General features: G+C 67.2%; 16 protein-coding genes. 13 read left to right on the top strand and 3 right to left on the bottom strand.

Features of this window, described 5'->3' with window-relative positions:
* Positions 1–90: 90 nt before the first annotated feature.
* The 4 genes from H8S61_RS12780 (at position 91) to H8S61_RS12765 (ending at position 3302) form a co-directional block, all read left to right on the top strand.
* Complete coding sequence (locus H8S61_RS12780) at positions 91–1575, top strand: helix-turn-helix transcriptional regulator (RefSeq protein ID WP_255466599.1); 1485 nt, start codon at positions 91–93, stop codon at positions 1573–1575.
* Between the two features lie 191 nt (positions 1576–1766).
* Positions 1767–2012 carry a hypothetical protein gene (locus tag H8S61_RS12775; protein ID WP_160942580.1) on the top strand — a complete coding sequence of 82 codons (246 nt, stop codon included), beginning with the start codon at positions 1767–1769 and terminating at the stop codon, positions 2010–2012.
* Positions 1999–2850 carry a hypothetical protein gene (locus tag H8S61_RS12770; protein ID WP_186939236.1) on the top strand — a complete coding sequence of 284 codons (852 nt, stop codon included), beginning with the start codon at positions 1999–2001 and terminating at the stop codon, positions 2848–2850. Before H8S61_RS12775 ends, H8S61_RS12770 begins: the two co-directional genes overlap by 14 nt.
* Before the next feature lie 275 nt (positions 2851–3125).
* Positions 3126–3302 carry a hypothetical protein gene (locus H8S61_RS12765; RefSeq protein WP_186939235.1) on the top strand — a complete coding sequence of 59 codons (177 nt, stop codon included), beginning with the start codon at positions 3126–3128 and terminating at the stop codon, positions 3300–3302.
* Between the two features lie 131 nt (positions 3303–3433).
* Here H8S61_RS12765 and H8S61_RS12760 read toward each other — a convergent pair whose 3' ends face one another.
* From H8S61_RS12760 to H8S61_RS12750, 3 genes are all read right to left on the bottom strand, one after another.
* Positions 3434–3862, bottom strand: coding sequence for an FKBP-type peptidyl-prolyl cis-trans isomerase (locus tag H8S61_RS12760; RefSeq protein WP_154333666.1), 429 nt, complete (start codon positions 3860–3862; stop codon positions 3434–3436).
* Between the two features lie 215 nt (positions 3863–4077).
* Positions 4078–4512, bottom strand: a complete 435-nt coding sequence (locus H8S61_RS12755; protein WP_160942582.1) for an FKBP-type peptidyl-prolyl cis-trans isomerase — start codon at positions 4510–4512, stop codon at positions 4078–4080.
* Positions 4509–5792, bottom strand: a complete 1284-nt coding sequence (locus H8S61_RS12750; protein ID WP_186939234.1) for a glutamate-cysteine ligase family protein — start codon at positions 5790–5792, stop codon at positions 4509–4511. Before H8S61_RS12750 ends, H8S61_RS12755 begins: the two co-directional genes overlap by 4 nt.
* A gap of 137 nt (positions 5793–5929) precedes the next feature.
* Between H8S61_RS12750 and H8S61_RS12745 the strand changes: the two genes are divergently transcribed.
* From H8S61_RS12745 to H8S61_RS12705, 9 genes are all read left to right on the top strand, one after another.
* A complete protein-coding gene (locus H8S61_RS12745) occupies positions 5930–7777 on the top strand; it encodes a polysaccharide biosynthesis protein (protein WP_154333668.1) in 1848 nt (615 codons plus the stop codon).
* Positions 7778–8098: 321 nt separating this feature from the next.
* Positions 8099–9163 carry an N-acetyl-gamma-glutamyl-phosphate reductase gene (argC, locus tag H8S61_RS12740; RefSeq protein ID WP_186939233.1) on the top strand — a complete coding sequence of 355 codons (1065 nt, stop codon included), beginning with the start codon at positions 8099–8101 and terminating at the stop codon, positions 9161–9163.
* Positions 9164–9199: 36 nt separating this feature from the next.
* A complete protein-coding gene (argJ, locus tag H8S61_RS12735) occupies positions 9200–10462 on the top strand; it encodes a bifunctional glutamate N-acetyltransferase/amino-acid acetyltransferase ArgJ (RefSeq protein ID WP_186939232.1) in 1263 nt (420 codons plus the stop codon).
* Entirely contained in the window at positions 10459–11445 is a 987-nt protein-coding gene (gene argB, locus H8S61_RS12730) for an acetylglutamate kinase (RefSeq protein ID WP_186939231.1), read from the top strand. Before argJ ends, argB begins: the two co-directional genes overlap by 4 nt.
* 21 nt (positions 11446–11466) lie before the next feature.
* Entirely contained in the window at positions 11467–12744 is a 1278-nt protein-coding gene (locus tag H8S61_RS12725) for an aminotransferase class III-fold pyridoxal phosphate-dependent enzyme (RefSeq protein ID WP_186939230.1), read from the top strand.
* 204 nt (positions 12745–12948) lie between these two features.
* A complete protein-coding gene (locus tag H8S61_RS12720) occupies positions 12949–13377 on the top strand; it encodes an arginine repressor (RefSeq protein ID WP_009305040.1) in 429 nt (142 codons plus the stop codon).
* Positions 13378–13597: 220 nt separating this feature from the next.
* Complete coding sequence (locus H8S61_RS12715) at positions 13598–14986, top strand: argininosuccinate synthase (RefSeq protein ID WP_160942588.1); 1389 nt, start codon at positions 13598–13600, stop codon at positions 14984–14986.
* Positions 14987–14995: 9 nt separating this feature from the next.
* On the top strand, positions 14996–16390 hold the full coding sequence (gene argH / locus H8S61_RS12710; protein ID WP_186939229.1) for an argininosuccinate lyase: 1395 nt from the start codon (positions 14996–14998) through the stop codon (positions 16388–16390).
* Between the two features lie 268 nt (positions 16391–16658).
* Complete coding sequence (locus H8S61_RS12705) at positions 16659–18860, top strand: transglycosylase domain-containing protein (RefSeq protein WP_222617696.1); 2202 nt, start codon at positions 16659–16661, stop codon at positions 18858–18860.
* Positions 18861–18889: the final 29 nt, after the last annotated feature.

Raw genomic sequence — 18889 nt, 5'->3', positions numbered from 1 at the left:
AGGGCGCGCCGGTTTCGCTACAATGGGGCCACGGAAACGCTGGGGAGGGGCGCGCCGCGGGCTGCGCTTCGGCTTCGTGCTGGGGGTGCTATGGTGAACGACGGAAGGGTAGAGGAAGAGGCCGCATCCGAGGATCGCGATGCGCTCGACGATGCGACGGGCGTGCGTCCGCCGGGTCCGCTGCTGCCGTGGCTGCCGTCCATCCCGCTGTTCTTCCTCGGGCTGGGCGTGTACCGCGCGTGGATCGAGATCGTGTTCGTGGGCTCGTTCGTCGAGTTCCCCGCGGCCGCCGTCGCGGGCCACGACGCGTTCGACCTCGTGATGATCGCCACGATGTTCGTCTGCGCCGCCTGCGCGAAGCGCCTCGGCCCCCTGTTCGGCAAGCGTTCGGTGTACGTGGTGGCGGGCGCGTCGCTGACGGCGTCCACGCTGGGCATGTTCGCGTCGATCTGGGTTCCCGGATGGGCGGATGCACTCGCCGTGCCGGCGGTGCTGCTGGGCGGCTTCGGCATCGCGCTCGTCATCCTGCTGTGGTCGGAGCTGTACGGCTGCCTCAACCCGTTCCGCGTGGCGCTGTACTATTCGGCGTCCATGATCGTGGCCGCGCTCATCATCTACGGCTGCCGCGGGCTGCTGCTGCCGTGGCTGGGAACCATCGTGCTCGTGCTGCCCCTCCTGTCGCTCACCACCTGCGCGGCGGGATTCCGCTCGCTGCCGCCGGACGAGCTTCCGCAGCCCGAGCCGTCCAAGTTCTCCTTCCCGTGGAAGATCGTGCTGCTCATGGCCATCTACGCGTTCGCGTACGGGCTGAAGGAGTCGTCGATGTACCAGTCGACGTTCGGGCCGCACTCGGCGTTCGGCACGCTGGCGGTTGCCGGCATCGTGTTCGCGGGCGTCATCGCGCGCGGCGGCAAGTTCGACTTCGGCGTGATCTACCGCATCGCGCTGCCGCTCATGGTGGCGGCGTTCCTCATCCTGCCGAACGTGGGCGTGCTGGGGCAGGCCGCGTCCGATTTCTGCACGAGCGCCTCGTACACGGCGTTCTCCATCCTCATCATGCTCATCATGGCGAACCTGTGCTATCGCTACGGCATGTCGGCCGTGTGGCTGTTCGGCATCGAGCGCGGCGTGCGCGCGCTGTTCACCCTGTTCGGGCGGCAGGCCGAGCAGCTGCTGGGCGCGCCGGTGTTCGGGCTTGCCGGGTCGCAGGCCGTCGTCAGCGGGCTCGTGGTCATCCTCGTGGTGGCGGCCACGATGATCCTGTTCTCGGAGAAGGAGCTGTCCAGCCGGTGGGGCGTGTCGTTTCTGGGCGAGGAGGGCGCGGCGGGCGACCGGGCCATCGTGAAGAAGCAGGAGCTGGCGAACCGGTGCCAGGAGCTGGCACGCACGCACGGGCTGTCGCCGCGCGAGGAGGAGGTGCTGCTGTTGCTGGCGCAGCACAAGACCGTCGGGTCCATCGAGCGCGAGCTGTTCATCGCGAACGGCACGGCCAAAACCCACATCCGTCATATCTACCGCAAGCTCGATATCCACTCGCGCGACGAGCTGACCGACGCGCTTGGATTATTCGAATAAATCACAAACAAATGTTCGCATCATGTGGTATACTGCTGTCAAACGAAAGAACCAGTGCAAGCGCTGAAGCCGATGCCTCCTCATAGGCCGGGCAGCCCATAGATGACAGCGGTGTTCCACGCCGTCCGTACCACGCTTGCAGGATCGAGCATCCTCCCCACGCCCTTGGAACGGGAACGAGGTGTCGTACCATGCCTGCATTCGGAGAACGATCGTCGTGCGCCTATCCCGCATCGCTCGTGCTCATCGAGGCGCTGCCGCTGTGCCGCGTCGTCGCACCGGAATGGCCGGGGGAGGAGGTTCCGGACAGCGTCCCGCTGCTCGACGACGAGGTCGAAGCCGCGGCGGTGCCCGAGCGCCCCGCGCGCTGCGCCGCGGTCATGCCGTGCGCCGACGCGTTCGCGCTTCTGGAGGAGGTCGGCCATGTCGGATGGTAGCGCTTGGGAGCGCGAGGCGCTCACCGTCAAGCAGATCCCTCCGCTGCAAACGTTGCTGCGCTGCTGCGACGAGCGGCTGCTCATCCGCGCGATCGTCGAGGAGCATGCGGCGCGTGCCGGCGATTGGGATGAGCTTCCCGCGAAGAGGCGACGCGCGGTGGAGAAGCGCCTGTCGGCCACGATCGCCACGATGCGCGGCCTGCCGCTCGACAAGAAGCGCGCCCGGGGAACCCTGCTGTTGCCGGACGAGGCGTTCGTGCTGCATGCACGCAGCGGGTTGATCGAGCGGTGCGTGTCCGCCGCGCTCGTCGCGCTCGACGACGCGCCGTGCGCGCGCCGGGCGGTCGAGCGCGACGATGCTGTGGCACGCGGGCGCGCGCCCGACGCCGATCCGGTCGGGGAGGGGGAGGGGCCCCGCCCGCGCGCCTACACGCTCGACCCTTGGGAGCGCACGCTCGCCTGCCGGGTGTGGCTCGGCGGCCCGTGGTGCTGTCGGGAGCGCTACCTCGTGCTGGCCTCGGCGTTCTGGGAGATGACGTACCTCGGGTTCGAGTACGAGCGCGTCTGCGCGCGCCAGGCCGAGGAGAAGGCGCGCCGCCTGATGGAGGAAGGCGCGCCCGCCGGGGGCGCCGCCTGCGAGTCGTCGACGGGCGCGCCGCGCTCGGCGGCCGACGAGCGGCAGTGGCAGGCGAGGGCGTACGGGCTCGCGGAGCCCGACCGGTTCGCGCTCGACTACCGCGATCGGCTGGCGGCGTGCGTCGCGCAGCTCAACGACCGGAGCCGGCGGGCGCTCTGGTTGCGGCTGCTCGACGTGGCGGAGCGCCTGGGGAAGGGCTGAGGGCTTCCGTCCCCCGGCCGCTCCACGGCCGCTCCGCGGCTGCCACGGCCGTCCCCGGTCGCCCACGGTCGCCCCGCGGTCGCCCCGCGGTCGCCACACGGCGTCCCCGGCCACCCACGGTTGCCCCTCCTCGATCCTTCCCCGGTCCTCTCGGCCGTCCCTTCGTCGTTGTGGGATGTTACAACGGGGCCCGATGCGGTTTGTAAGAGCGACCAAACCCCGTGCCGCCGCATCCCGGTATGCTGGGGATGCGATCAGGAAAGGAGGAGGTTGTCATGATGAACACCTTGAACGACCAGGCGGTGTCGGCTTTGGCCGCGCTCCCGCTCGACGATCTGGCGTATTGCCTCAAGCTCGCGAAGCGGCTCGAGCGGCTCGGCGTCGACGGCGAGAGGGCCAGCAGCGCGCTGTGCGGGCTCATCGAGCGCGATGCCATTCCCGCATCGCGCTGACCTCGCCGTCCCCCGTCGCCCGTCCGCTCGTCGTGCCCCCGGCGCGCGTGATGAAGGCGTCCGGCGGGCGAGAACGAGAAGAGGCGCCCCGCGGGCGCCTCTTCTCGTGGATATCGGGTGGTGCGTCGCGGTTAGTCGGCAACCTCGACGAGCGTGATCTCGAAGTTGAGGTCCTTGCCCGCCAGCTCGTGGTTCATGTCGAAGGTGGCGATGCCGTCCTCGATGGAGCGCACGAACACGGGGAAGGGCTGGCCGCCTGGGCCCATCATGTACACCGTCTGGCCGACGGGAAGCTGGTCGCCGTTCGGGATCTGGTCGACGGGAACCTGCTGCACCATGGCCTCATCGCGCTCGCCGTACGCTTCGGCGGCGGGGATGTGCACGGTCTTGGTGTCGCCCTGGGCCATGTCCTTCACGGCCGTATCGAAGCCGGGGATCATCTGGCCGGCCATGCAGGTGAACTCGATGGGTTCGCCGCGGTCGACCGAGGAGTCGAACTTCGAGCCATCATCGAGCGTGCCCGTGTAGTGGACCTTGACCTTCTTGCCTTCGTTGCTCATGAGAGCTCCTTTCGAGAGAATGCAATGCTCCACAGTCTACCCGAGGGCCTCAGGCTTTCCGGTTCGCGCAGCAAACTTGCTCCAAGTCGCCATAAGTCCGTAACCCCTGCTGTACCGCCCGCTTGCACCGCCGGGCGTCTCCGCTCCCCAAACGCGCCGCAGCGCGCGCGGCGCGTTTGGGGAGCGGAGACGCGTTCCTGCGCGCTCGCGCTTGTCTAGCGATCCGGCAGGTCGTACACGTCGAGCAGCGTGATCTCGAAGTTGAGGGCCTTCGCGATTGCCTCGTCGTTCATGTCGAACACGGCAAGCTCGTCGTCGAGCTCGACGAGGCGCGCGGGGAACGTCTGCCCGTCGGGCTGCTCGAGGTTCACCAGCTCGCCCACCACGAGCTTGACGTCGGCGGGTATCTTCGCGCGCTCCACCCTGATCACGCGTTCGTCGGTGTGCTCCTCCCACGCCTCGTTCGCGCCCACGTGCGCGCACCGCGTCTCGCCCACCGCCATGTCCCGCACCGTCTCGATGAACACCGGCGGCATCCATCCTTCGACGCAGGGGTACTCGATGGGCTGCTCGATCTGCTCGATGAACGTGGAGCCGTCGTCGAAGTAGCCGCGGTAGGCCACCTTCACCATGCGGTTCTCGTTGCTCACGCCTGCTCGCCTCGTTCCGCGAGGTCGGCCAGCGTCACGCGCCGCGCGACGAGGTCGGCGAGCGGCTCCAGGAATTCCCGCTCGTCGTCCGCCAGCCCGCGCTGGGCGATCTCCATCACGCGGTCGCACAGCGCGGCCGCGGGCTTGCCGTACACCTCGGCCTCGTAGCCGCGCGCCATGAGGTCGCCCTGGGCGGCCAGGTAGTCGGCGCGCCGCACGTCGGCGAACAGCTCGTCGAGCGCGTCGAGGCTCTCGGGCGCGTAGAACAGCCCCTTGATGAGCGCCGCGTAGGCGATGACGTAGGGGATGGGCATGGCGTCGGCCGGGCGGATCTCGATGTAGGTTTTCAGGCGCACGTCCGTGAAGAACATGGACACCGCATGCTCCACCTCGGCGCGCGTCATCGTGCGCGTGGCGTAGATGTCGCCGAACGTGCGGTCGGAGTAGCACCACTGCTCCTTGTGGCAGGGGATGAGGATGGCCACCGTGTCGAGGATGTACTCCGCGTAGCGGCGCAGGTCGAACGCGGGATCCAGCACGTCGGGGACGAGGCCGCAGCGGTCGTTGTCCACGTGCTGCCAGATGTCCGTGCGCACCAGCTGATGCTCGCGCGGCTTGCCCTCGAAGGTGGGCGTGTTGTCGCTGATCAGCGACAACACCGGCACGAGCGCGAACGCCAGCCGCAGCTTGCGCAGGCAGTCGGCCGTGCTCGTGTAGTCGATGGACACCTGCGTCGACGCGCTGCCGCGCATCATGCAGGGGCCGTATGTGTCGCGCTCGCCCAGGTACAGGTTCATGAACTGGTAGCGGCGCTTCGGGATGAGCTCGAGCGAGCGCGCCGTGGCCGTGGGGTGGTAGCCCACCGGCAGCGCCCGCTCGCCCACGGGCTCGAGGATGGAGGCGAGGCGCTGCGCGAACCCGTCGAACGCCTCGCGCGCGGTGGCGAGGTCGGCGAAGGGGCCGGCGGACAGCTCGATCTGCGCCGCGGGCTCGATGGTGACGGCCTCGCTTTGGCGGGCGACGCCCAGAAGGTCGCCGTGCTCGTCGGTGGTGGTGCGCGGGTAGTCGGCCTCCAGCTGGTGCAGCACCCACGCCACGCCGTGCTCGCCGCTGTAGGAGACGGGGCTCAGGTCGTCGTGCACGACGATCTGCTCCAGCTCGATGCCCAGCTCGCCGGGGCCGCCGAAGGGTTTGATGCCGCTTTCGAAGTAGCTGACGATGGCGTTGATGTTGCTCTCGCGTGCGGGCTGCGACTGCCCGGTTGCGGCTGTTTTATTCATGTAGCAAGCTCCTGAACTTTGCGTGTCCTATGCAATCGTGCGTTACTTTGTATACAATACCGCTTTGGTCGCCGAGCATGTCGGCATGTCGGCAAATCCATATCGTTTCGCTGCCCTACTCGAAGACGAGGCCCGGTTTGGACGCTCACATCACAAAACGCACAGCGATCCTGCTGCTGCTCGATATCGTCGCGACGTACGCCGCTTACTGGCTTGCATCGTTGCTCACCGATGTCGAGGGTGAAGTGTTCGTCAACAACGAGATCTACTTCATGCTGGGCATCCTCGCGCTCATCAACGTGGCCGTGCTCGGCCTGTTCCACCTGTACAACAACCTCTGGGAGTACGCCAGCGTCGACGAGGCCATCCAGATCGTGCTGGCCGTCGTGCTGTCCACCCTGGTGGGCGCCGTGTTCCTGTGGATCATCGACGTGCGGCTTCCCATCCGCGTGTTCTTCGTCTCGTGCTTCATGCTCATATTCTTCATGGGCGGCATCCGCCTCGTGTTCCGCGTCATGCGCCAGAAGAAGCGCGTGCTGGCGTCCACGCAGCGCACGTGCGATCGCCCGCGCACGCTCGTGGTGGGCGCGGGGGAGACGGGCTCGCTGGCCATCGGCCGCATGGCCTCGAAGGACCCGCTCATGCCGGGCATCCCCATCGTGGCCACCGACGACGATCCCACGAAGTGCGGCTCGCGCATCCACGGCGTGAAGGTGGCCGGCACCACGAACGACATCGTCGAGCTCGTGGATCGCTACAACATCGACCAGATCGTCGTGGCCATCCCGTCCTCCACGCCCGAGGAGCGCAAGCGCATCTACGGCGAGTGCACGAAGACCGACTGCAAGCTGCGCACCCTTCCCAACGTGCGCGAGCTGTCGCTCGACGAGATCGGCGACGTGCGCCTGCGCGACGTCGACGTGGCCGACCTGCTGGGCCGCGAGGAGATCATCCTCAACACGCGCGCCGTGTCGGGCTACATCGCCGGCGAGACCGTGCTGGTCACGGGCGGCGGCGGCTCCATCGGCAGCGAGCTGTGCCGCCAGCTGTGCAAGGTGGCGCCCGCGCGCATCGTCATCTTCGACATGTACGAGAACGATGCCTACATGCTGCGCAACGAGCTGCTGGCCGAGTACGACGACATCGACCTGATCATCGAGATCGGCAACGTGTGCGACGAGGCGCGCATCAACGAGGTGTTCGCGAAGTACCTGCCCGGCGCCGTGTTCCACGCGGCCGCCCACAAGCACGTGCCCCTCATGGAGCAGTGCCCGCGCGAAGCGCTCCACAACAACGTGTTCGGCACGCTCAACGCCGTCCGCGCCGCCGACGCCTACGGGGCCGCGCGCTTCATCTTCATCTCCACCGACAAGGCCGTGAACCCCACGAGCGTCATGGGCGCCACGAAGCGCATGGGCGAGATGGTCATGCAGTACTACGCGCGCACGTCGAAGACCATCTTCTCGGCCGTGCGCTTCGGCAACGTGCTGGGCTCGAACGGCAGCGTCATCCCCGTGTTCCAGCGCCAGATCGCCGCGGGCGGCCCCATCACCGTCACCCATCCCGAGATCGAGCGCTTCTTCATGACCATCCCCGAGGCTTCGCGCCTCGTCATCCAGGCGGGCGGCATGGCGAAGGGCGGCGAGATATTCATCCTCGACATGGGCGAGCCGGTGAAGATCGTCGACTTGGCGAAGGGCCTCATCCAGCTGCAGGGCCTCACGCCCGACGTCGACATCAAGATCGTGTTCACGGGCCTGCGCGAGGGCGAGAAGATGTACGAGGAGCTGCTCATGGACGAGGAGAGCACGCTGCCCACCGACAACCACTCCATCCTCATCTCCACCGGCCAGGAGATCAGCTACAACGAGGTGGCGGCGAAGCTCGACGAGCTGGAGGCCGCGCTCACCCTCACCGACGAAGAGGCCGTGCACGTGCTGGAGAAAACCGTCTGCACGTACTGCCACACCCCCAACAAGGCGTAGGGGAGGGCCGACGGGCACCTGCGCGCTGCCCGGCGAACCCGCCTCGACTTGCTGCGCGATACGGTGCCGCGCGCTCGTTCTGCCGCGCGCATCGGCGCCCCGAAAACGCGCCTCAGGGCCCGTTTCCGTGTTTTTCGGGCGACGATGCGCCCGAGCGGGCCGCCAATTTGCGTTCGAATCTTGTCAAACGCGCGCATCTTTCATAGGATGGTCACCAGCATTCAAAACGCCTCAATTTTGTGCATACGCACAAATCGGAGGCGACGCAACGGCTTGAACGTCGCGTCCGCGCAGCGGACGACGGGTACGAAGGGGATCGACATGGCGATCACGACAGGCATCGTTGGGGCGGCCGGTTTCGCCGGCATCGAGTTGACCAGGCTCGCGTTGCGCCATCCCGACTTCGACCTCAAGGTGGTCACCTCCAACGAGCTGGCGGGCACGCCCGTGGCCGCGGAGTACCCCGGCTTCACGGGAGCCACCGACCTCACCTTCACCACGCACGACGACCCCGCGCTCGACGCGTGCGACCTCGTGTTCCTCGCGGTGCCGCACACCGCGGCGCTCGCGATGGCGCCGCAGCTCGTCGCGCGCGGCGCGACGGTCGTCGACCTGTCGGCCGACTTCCGCCTGAAGGACCCCGCCGTCTACGAGCGCTGGTACGCCACGCCGCACACGGCCGTCGACCTGCTCGAACGCGCCGCCTTCGGCCTGCCCGAGCTGTTTCCCGACGATCTCGAGCGCGTCGCCGCCGCCTGCGCGGCGGGCGAGGGCGTGCTCGTCGCCTGCGCCGGCTGCTATCCCACGGCCACGTCGCTCGCGGCGGCCCCGGCCGTCCGCGCCGGGCTCGTGCAGCCCGACGCCGTCGTGGTCGTCGATGCCATCTCGGGCGTCACGGGCGCCGGCAAGAAGGCGTCGACGCGCACGCACTTCTGCTTCGCCGACGAGAACCTCGAGGCGTACGGCGTGGCCACGCACCGTCACACGCCCGAGATCGAGCAGATCCTCGGCCTCGAAGGCCGCCTCGTGTTCACCCCGCACCTCGCGCCGCTCAATCGCGGCCTGCTGTCCACCGTGAACCTGCCGCTCGCTCCCGACGCCCCCGCCGACGCGGGCGAGATCGTCGAGCTGTACCGGCGGTTCTACGCGGACGACCCGTTCGTGCACGTGCTGCCGTCCGGCACCATGCCGAAGACGTCGTCGGTGGCGGGCACGAACTACGCGCACGTGGGCCTCGCCGTCAACGCGACGGCGCGCATGCTCGTGGCCGTGGGCGCGATCGACAACCTGGGCAAGGGCGCGGCCAGCCAGGCCGTGCAATGCGCGAACGCGGTGCGGGGCCTGCCCCAGACCCGCGGGCTCGAACCGATCTCCGTCCCGGTGTAAAGGGCCGCATCCGTCCGCAACGAGAAAGAAGCCGTTATGACCGACCAACAGATCGCCGAACCGCACCCCGCCTGTGGCGGCGTGACGGCGGCGCGCGGGTTCCGCGCGACCGGCGTGCACGCGGGCTTCCGCAAGGACCCCGAGCGCCGCGACCTCGCGCTCGTGGTCGCCGACGAGCCGTGCGCGTGCGCGGCCGTGTTCACGCAGAACGTGTTCTGCTCGGCGCCCGTCACCGTGTCGCGCGAGCATCTCGAAGGCGTGGGCTACGGCACCGCGCGCGCCGTGGTGGTGAACTCGGGCAACGCGAACGCCGCCACGGGCGAGCCGGGGCTCGAGGCCGCCCGCGAGACGGCGCGCATCGCGGGCGACGCGGTGGGCTGCCCTGCCTCCGAGGTGCTCGTCGCCTCGACGGGCGTCATCGGCGTGCAGCTGCCCCTGGCCCCGTTCGGAACCGGCCTGCCGGCGGCGGTGTCGCTGCTGTCGGCCGCCGGCGGAGCCGACGCGGCGCGGGCCATCATGACCACCGACACGTGCCCGAAGGAGGCCGCCGCCACGTTCTCGGGCGACGGCGTGGGCTACGACGGCTGCACGTTCACGGTGGGCGGCATGGCCAAGGGCTCGGGCATGATCATGCCGAACATGGCCACGATGATCTCCGTCCTCACCACCGACGCGCCGGTGGCTCCGAACGCGCTGCACGAGGCCCTCGTGCGTGCCGTGGGCCGCAGCTTCAACAAGGTGACGGTGGACTCCGACACGTCCACGAACGATTCCTGCTTCCTCTTCGCCAGCGGCGACGCGGCGCCGGCGGGCGCGGGCGCGTTCGACCCGGACGGCCCGGCCTTCGCACGCTTCGAGGCCGCGCTGACGAGCGTCTGCGAAACGCTCGCCCGCATGATGGCGGCCGACGGGGAAGGGGCCTCGCGCCTCGTCACCGTGCACCTGACGGGTGCCGCCAACGACGCGGACGCCGACCTCGCGGCCCGCGCCGTGGCGAACTCGCCGCTCGTGAAGACGGCCATCTGCGGCCACGACGCGAACTGGGGCCGCATCGCCATGGCCATCGGCAAGTCGGGAGCGTCGTTCAGGCAGGAAGACGCGTCCATCGACATCATGGGCCTGCCCGTGTGCCGAGGCGGGCTCGCGCAAGCGTTCGACGAGGACGAGGCGCTGCGCCGTTTCGAGCAGCCCGAGATCGTCATCGACGTCGACCTCGGCGCAGGCGAGGCGGAAACCACGGTTTGGACGTGCGATTTCACGCACGAATACATCACGATCAACGGAGACTATCGCTCATGAAGTACGCGAAGGACACGCGCCCGAAAGGCGTATCGCACAAAGCGGCGGAAGTGCTCGTCGAAGCGCTTCCCTGGATCAAGAACATCACCGGCAAAACCGTCGTCATCAAGTACGGCGGCTCGGCCATGGTGGACGCGCAGCTGCGCGCCGACGTGATGAACGACATCGTGCTGCTGAAGATCGTCGGCGTGAACCCCGTCATCGTGCACGGCGGCGGCAAGGCCATCACCGAGGCCATGGAGCTCATGCAGTTCCCCGTGGAGTTCAAGGACGGCCAGCGCGTCACCACGCCCGAGGCCATGGACCTCGTGCGCACCGTGCTCATGGGCAAGGTGAACCAGGAGCTCGTCGAGGCGCTCAACGAGCACGGCAACTTCGCCGTGGGCGTGAGCGGCGCCGACGCAGGAGTCATCGTGGCCGAGCAGGCCAGCCCCGACCTGGGTCGCGTGGGGCGCATCACGCGCATCAACAGCCCGCTTTTGGACGACCTCGTGGCCGGCGACTACATCCCCGTCGTGGCCTCGGTGGCGCTCGGCGAGGACGGCGGCTTCTACAACGTGAACGCCGACATGGTGGCGGGCCACATCGCGGCCGCCATCGGCGCGCACAAGGTGGTGTTCCTCACCGACGTGGACGGCCTGTACGAGAACTTCGAGAACAAGGACTCGCTCATCTCGAATCTCACGCTGTTCGAGGCGCAGTACATGGTGGAGAACAACATCGTGTCCACCGGCATGATCCCGAAGCTGAAGTCGTGCATCCACGCGCTGGACTCGGGCGTGTTCCGCGCTCACATCATCAACGGCATCACGCCGCACTCGCTGCTGCTGGAGCTTCTGACCAGCACCGGCGTGGGCACCACGATGCACTCGACGGAGGAGTCCTGCGCGTTCGACACGCACCCGCTGGGCAACTTCGCCTCCAAGCTGCTGGAGAACCGCCAGCACGCCGCGGGCACCACGCCGAACACCAAGGGCTACTAAGGGAACGAAAGAAGGACGATCATGGGCTTCATCGAGGAACGGCAGCTTGAATCCACCTACGTCATGGGCACGTACGCCCGCAAGCCGGTGGAGCTCGTGCGCGGGCGCGGCATGCAGGTGGAGGACGCGGAGGGGCGCACGTACCTCGACTTCGTCTCGGGCGTGGGCGCGGTGAGCCTGGGCCACTGCCACCCGGCGCTCGCGTCGGCCCTCGAGGAGCAGGCGCGCACGCTCGTCCACGTGAGCAACTACTACTACATCGAGCACCGCGGCGAGGTGGCGAAGCTCGTGTCCGACCTGCTGAACGAGCGCGTCGCCGACGACGAGCGCACGCCGTGGCAGAGCTTCTTCTCCAACTCGGGCGCCGAGGCGAACGAGTGCGCCTTCAAGCTGGCGCGCCTGCATGCCAAGAAGCGCGCGATGGCCGCGGCAGAGGCCGCCGGCGCCGACGAGGAGGCCGTGCACGCCGCCTCGCTGAACGCGCCGCGCGTCATCGTCACGCTCGACGCCAGCTTCCACGGCCGCACGCTGGCCACGCTGGCCGCCACGGCGCAGCCCGCCAAGCAGGAGGCGTTCCAGCCTCTGCCCGACGGCTTCGTCCGCACGCCCCTCAACGACGTCGCGGCGCTCGAGGCGCTGTTCGCCAGCCAGGGCGACGCCGTCTGCGCCGTCATGGTGGAATGCGTGCAGGGCGAGAGCGGCGTGCATCCGTGCACCCCCGAGTTCCTGGCCGCGGTGCGCCGCCTCACCGCGGAGCGCGGCGCGCTGTTCATGTGCGACGAGATCCAGTGCGGCATGTACCGCTGCGGCACGTACCCCTTCGGGTTCCAGCACTTCGGCGTCACGCCCGACGTGGTGACCATCGCCAAGGGCATCGCCTCGGGCTTCCCCATGGGCATGTGCGCGGCGCGCGCCCAGGTGGCCGCCTCGTTCGACGCCGGCGACCACGGTTCCACGTTCGGCGGCAGCTGTCTGGCCGTCGCGGCGGCGGAGGCCACCGTGAAGGCGCTTGCCGCCGAGAACGCCGCCGAGAACGCCGAGCGCGTGGGCGCCTACCTGCGCGCACAGCTGGCGACGCTGCCGCGGGTGGAAGAGGTGCGCGGCCTCGGGCTCATGGTGGCCGTGGACCTCGCCGAGGACGCGAGCGCTCCCGACGTGGTGCTGGCCGGCCTCGATGCGGGCCTGCTGCTCAACTACACGGGTCCGCGCACGCTGCGCTTCCTGCCGCCGCTCGTGTGCTCGACGGAGGACGTGGACGTGCTGGTGGAGAAGCTCGGCGCGCTGCTGGCCGCAGCCTGACGGCGACGCCGAGCGCGCGGCGCGGCGTTCCGCCGAAAATCTTTCTGCACTTTTTGAAATTCTGGGGACGGAACGCCCACCGATGAGGTACTATTTAATGCATATTTTCGCCGGGTCTTGCGCAATTCTGCATACCCCGCGAAGGTGCTTGTGATCGGAACCGTATGTGATCGTTCTCGGACGGGAACAGAGAGTATCGAGGGCATGAGGAAACGTCAACAACGGCACGACATCATTCGCGACATCATTCGCGAACATAATGTCAAGACGCAGCGCGATCTCGCTAATCAGCTGCAAGCCGCTGGGTACGAGTGCACTCAAGCCACGATCTCCCGCGACATCATGGACATGGGCCTGGTGAAGTCCCGCGAGGGCTATTACGTTCTCCCCGAGGAAATGCGGCTCCAACGGATGGTTTCCGAATTGGTTGAAGAGGTGCACGTGGCAGGCAATATGGTCGTAGTGAAGACGTTCTCCGGCGGAGCTGCCGGCGTCTCTGCTGCGCTCGATAAGGCCAGCCTGCGCGGTGCATTGGGCACGGTGGCTGGCGACAACACGATTATGATCGCGGCGGAGAGCCCTGAGGCTGCCGTCGAAGTTGAGCGCGCCATCGACCGACTGCGACGACGCTAGTCGTCGACTATATTTCTTGGCAGGGATGCTTTTCTCCCTGCACTCACCCCCACGCTTAGTACAAGCAGCAGCGTCCGAGCCGCCCGGCTCCGACGTTCGCCACCACGAAAAGCCGTGGTGCGCACGATGGTAACCTGTGCGGCATGCGCCGTATAAGGTTCGCGTAGCCGCATCATGACCGGGCATCCCATACCAACCAAACACGGGGAAGGACCCTACCATGACTCAGCAGACTCAGCAAACCCAGCAGAAGGACAAAGCGGTACTGGCGTATTCCGGCGGACTGGACACGTCCGTGTGCATCAAGTGGCTTCAGGAAGAGAAGAACCTCGACGTCATCGCCGTGGTCGGCGACGTGGGACAGGAGCACGAGGGCCTCGAGAAGATCAAACAGAAGGCGTTGAAAACCGGCGCCGTGGAGTGCCTGGTCGTGGACATGCGCGACGTGTTCGCCCAGGACTACCTGTCCAAGGCGCTGGCGGCCAACGCCATGTACGAGAACAAGTACCCGCTCGTGTCCGCGCTGTCCCGGCCGCTGATCTCCAAGCACCTCGTGGACGCCGCGCACAAGTTCGGCGCGAAGTACATCGCGCACGGCTGCACGGGCAAGGGCAACGACCAGGTGCGCTTCGAGGCGAGCATCCTCATGCTCGATCCGGACATCGAGATTATCGCCCCGGTGCGCGAATGGGACCTGCACACCCGTCCCGAGGAGATCGACTGGGCCATCGCGCACGGCATCGACGTGCCGGCCACGAAGAAGTCGCCGTACTCCATCGACGACAACCTGTGGGGCCGGGCCATCGAGTGCGGCATCCTCGAGGACCCCTGGATGGAGCCGCCTTCGGACATCTACACGATGACGGCCGACCCCACCGAGGCGCCCGATGAGCCGCAGTACGTGGAGCTCGAGTTCGCGCGCGGCCTGCCCTACGCCATCGACGGCAACCAGAAGAGCTTCCTCGGCATCATCTACGCGCTCAACGAGATCGCTGGCAAGCACGGCTACGGACGCATCGACATGATCGAGAACCGGCTCGTGGGCGTGAAGAGCCGCGAGTGCTACGAGGTGCCGGGCGCGCTGTCGCTGATCCAGGCGCACAAGGCGCTCGAGGACCTCGTGCTCGAGCGCGAGGTGCTGCACTTCAAGCTGGGCATGGAGCAGGAGTGGGCGAAGTGCGTGTACAACGGCCAGTGGTTCTCGCCGCTCAAGGAGGCCCTCGACGCGTTCCTCGCCTCCACGCAGCGCTGCCTGGCCGGCACGGTGAAGCTCAAGTTCTACAAGGGCTCCTGCACGGTGGTGGGCCGGAAGAGCGCCTACTCGCTGTACGACTACGCGCTGGCCACCTACGACAAGGACGACTCGTTCGACCATGCGGCGGCCAAGGGCTTCATCCAGCTGCAGACGCTGTCGGCGAAGACGTGGGCCTCGAACCGTCGGCAGGAGGGCGCGCCGGCCGAGCTGTTCGACGCGCAGAAGAAGGTCGGCCCGTTGACGAGGGGCAAGTACGAGGACGTCACGCCGGTGGGCCAGGCGGCCGTCGCGGCGCAGGCCTCCCTCATCGAAGAAGCGGAAGCGGCCCTGCAGGGCGCGCCCGAGAAGGCGTAAGGGGATATCATGGCTTTGTGGTCGGGCAGATTCACCGAGAACGTGAGCGAGTTCACCCAGCGCTTCGGGGCGTCGCTGCCGGTTGATCAGGCGCTGTACGCGCAGGATATCGCCGGGTCGCAGGCGCACGCGCGCATGCTGGCGAAGGCGGGCGTCATCGAGCCCGCCGACGCCGCGGCCATCGTCGACGGGCTCGATCGCGTGAAAGCGCGCATCGAGGCGGGCGATTTCGCGTTCGACATCAACGACGAGGACATCCACATGTCCGTGGAGCGCGCGCTCATCGCCGACATCGGCGACGCGGGGGCGCGCCTGCACACGGGCCGCAGCCGCAACGACCAGGTTGCTACCGACACGCGCCTGTTCGCCAAGCAGCGCTGCAGCGACCTCATGGCGGCGAACGTGGCCCTGCGCAGCGCGCTCGTCGCGCAGGCCGAGGCGCACTTCGACGTCATCCTGCCCGGCTACACCCATATGCAGCACGCCCAGCCGGTGCTGTTCTCGCACCATATGCTGGCCTACGTGTGGATGCTCACGCGCGATTTCGAGCGCCTGGCTGCCGCGCGCACGGCGGCCGACGCGAGCCCGCTCGGCTCGGCGGCGCTCGCGGGCACGACGTATCCGCTCGATCGGCAGATGACGGCGGCGGAGCTCGGCTTCTCCACCGTCATCCCGAACTCGCTCGACGCCGTGTCCGACCGCGACTTCCTGCTCGACCTGTCGTACGCGTGCAGCGTGTCGTGCATGCACCTGTCGCGCCTGTGCGAGGAGATCGTGCTGTGGTCGAGCTCGGAGTTCGCGTTCATCGAGCTGTCCGACGCGTTCTCCACGGGATCGTCCATCATGCCGCAGAAGAAGAACCCCGACTTCGCCGAGCTCATCCGCGGCAAGACGGGCCGCGTCGTGGGCGACCTCGTGGCGCTGCTGGTCACCATGAAGGCGCTGCCGCTGGCGTACAACAAGGACCTCCAGGAGGACAAGGAGGGCGCCATCGACGCGGCCAAGACGCTCGAGGACTGCCTCGTGTGCGCGGCCGGCATGATCGAGACGATGCGCGTGGTGCCCGAGGCCATGATGGCGCAGGCGAAGAAGGGCTACCTGGCGGCCACCGACGTGGCCGACTACCTGGCCAAGAAGGGGATGCCGTTCAGGCGCGCCCACGAGGTGGTGGGGCACCTCGTGCTCGTGTGCGAGCAACGCGGCTGCGACCTGGACGATTTGACGCTGGCCGACTTCAAGGCCGAGAGCGACCTGTTCGAGGAGGACATCACCGCATCGCTCGACGTGGCGAGCATCGTGGCCGCCCGTACCACCGAGGGCGGCACGGGCCATGCGGCGGTGCGCGTGCAGCTGGCGCTCGCGCAGGAAGCGCTCGCGGCCGACGTGGCGGCGCTCGAGGGGTAGAGCGACGCGCAGGGAGCGCGCGAGGGGAGCGTACGAGGGAGCGGGGCGCGTGCCGAAGGGTGCGCGCCCCGTGCGTTTCAACGGAGTTTTGAGCCTCCGACCGGGCATTTCTCGTTATGACCTTTTTCCAACAAACTTATGTTCTTTCACGGGTGGCAACGACCCGATGTTACAATGGGCGAAGTTTTTTTGGAGGTGACACGTGGCTTCACGTTCGATAAAGAATCGGCCGGGGATCAAAAAAAAGCATCCGTCCATCGGCTTTCTCATGGTGTTCACGGTTATTCTGGCCGTGATCGTCGCAGGCTGCTCGGGCATCTACGCCCTTGGTTCGTCGTGGATCGGCGACCTCGAGGACTACGACGTATCCGACGCCACCCAACTCAATTCGTCGCTGCCGTCCGTCGTTCTGGCGAGCGACGGCACGCAGCTCGCGCGCTTCCAGGTGGAGTACCGCGACCCGGTCGAGCTCGACGAGATCAGCGACTACGTGCTGGAAGGCACGGTGGCCACCGAGGACGAGCGCTTCTACGAGCACGGCGGGTTCGACCTCGCCGGCATCGCCCGCGCGGTGTACGTCAACCTCACCGGCTCGGGCAAGGAGGGCGCGTCCACCATCACGCAGCAGTACGTGCGCAACACCATCCTCGCCGACGAGATGACCGACATCTCGTTCAAGCGCAAGGTGCGCGAGATGTACCTGTCCGTCAAGATGGAGGAGCAGTACTCCAAGGACGAGATCCTGCTCATGTACCTCAACACCATCAACTACGGCTCGGGCGCCTACGGCATCCAGGCCGCGTCGCAGCGCTACTTCTCGAAGGACGCGAGCGAGCTGACGCTGGCCGAGGCGGCCACGCTCATCGGCATCCCCCAGTCGCCGACGTACAACAACCCGATCGACCATGAGGATAACTGCCTCGCGCGTCGCAACCTCGTGCTCGACCGCATGCTGTCGAACGGCTACATCACGCAGGAGGAGCACGATGCGGCCCAGGCCGAGGAGATCGTGCTCAACCCCACCGAAACGACGGTGGACGGCCTGGAGCAGTACCCGTACTTCGCAAGCTACGTGCGCGACCTGCTCATGGACGAGGACGGCGACTACCGCTACTCCGAGGACGAGATCTTCAAGGGCGGCCTCACCATCCAGACGACGCTCGACGTGAGCACCCAGGAAGCCGCGGAAGCCGCCGTGAGGGAGAAGCGCGAGAGCCTCGACCCTGCCATCCAAGGCGCGCTCGTCGCTATCGAGCCCGAGACCGGCTTCATCAAGGCGATGGTCGGCGGCGACGACTGGGAGAACAACAAGCTGAACTTGGCTACCGGTGAGCGTGGCGTTGCGACGGCGGGTCGCCCCTGCGGTTCTTCGTTCAAGGTGTTCACGCTCATCGCCGCGCTGAACGAGGGCATCAGCCCCCAGACGATGATCGACTGCTCGTCTCCGGCTACCATTCCCAACACCGAATACGGCTCCACCATCCCGGCGCTTGAGAATATCAACAATTACAACTACGGCACCCGCTCCATTCAGCGCGCGTTCGCGGTGTCGTCGAACACGGGCTTCGTGCGGTTGGAGATGTCGCTCGGCATCGACAAGGTCATCGAGACTGCCAAGGACATGGGCATTACCTCGGCGCTGGGTGCGAACCCGTCGCTCACGCTGGGCGCGTCGAACGTGACGATGCTCGACATGGCGACGGCGTACGCGACCATCGCGAACGGCGGCCTCAAGGTTGACCCCACGCCCATCTTGACCATCACGAACTCGAAGGGCGAGGTAATCGTTGACAACACCACGCCCGACACCGAGCTTTCGAAGACGCATGCGACGCAGGTTATCTCGCCTGAGGTTGCTCACGCTGCCACCGAGGTCATGAAGAGCGTCGTGAACACCTCCGAAGGTACGGGTACGGAAGCCGCGCTGCCGAACGGCCAGACGGTGGCCGCCAAAACGGGCACGAGCGAGAACTACAAGGACATCACGTTTTGCGGTATCACGCCGCAGATGGCTACGGCTATATGGTTCGGCGATGTCGACAACGTCGTGACGCTGCCGACGAGCACGGGCGCGGGCGATGTGTTCCGCAACTTCATGAGCGTGGTGCTCGACGGCCAGCCGACGGAGGAGTTCCCGCAGGCATCCGATCCGGTGTACAAGAATTTCTCCGATTCGACGTACCATATCGGCGGGTACTCGAGCTCGTCGAGCAATAACAACAGTAACAACAACAGCAACAACAATACGAACAAAGATGATAGCGCGGACAACAAGTCCGATGACGCCAAGGACACGGACAAGCCGTCGGACAGCGGCAGCACCAAGCCCACGCCCGATCCGACCCCCACGCCGACTCCGGATCCCGATCCGACGCCGACGCCCGATCCGAAACCCGATCCCGATCCGACCCCCACGCCGGATCCGAAGCCCGACACCGGCGGCACGACGGGCGGGGGATCGACGAGTTAGATTTGTGGGCTCGGAAACCGTTCTGATAC

The sequence above is a fragment of the Eggerthella hominis genome (assembly GCF_014287365.1).
Classification (GTDB): Bacteria; Actinomycetota; Coriobacteriia; order Coriobacteriales; family Eggerthellaceae; genus Eggerthella; species Eggerthella guodeyinii.
This window is presented reverse-complemented; position numbering and strand designations above follow the sequence as displayed.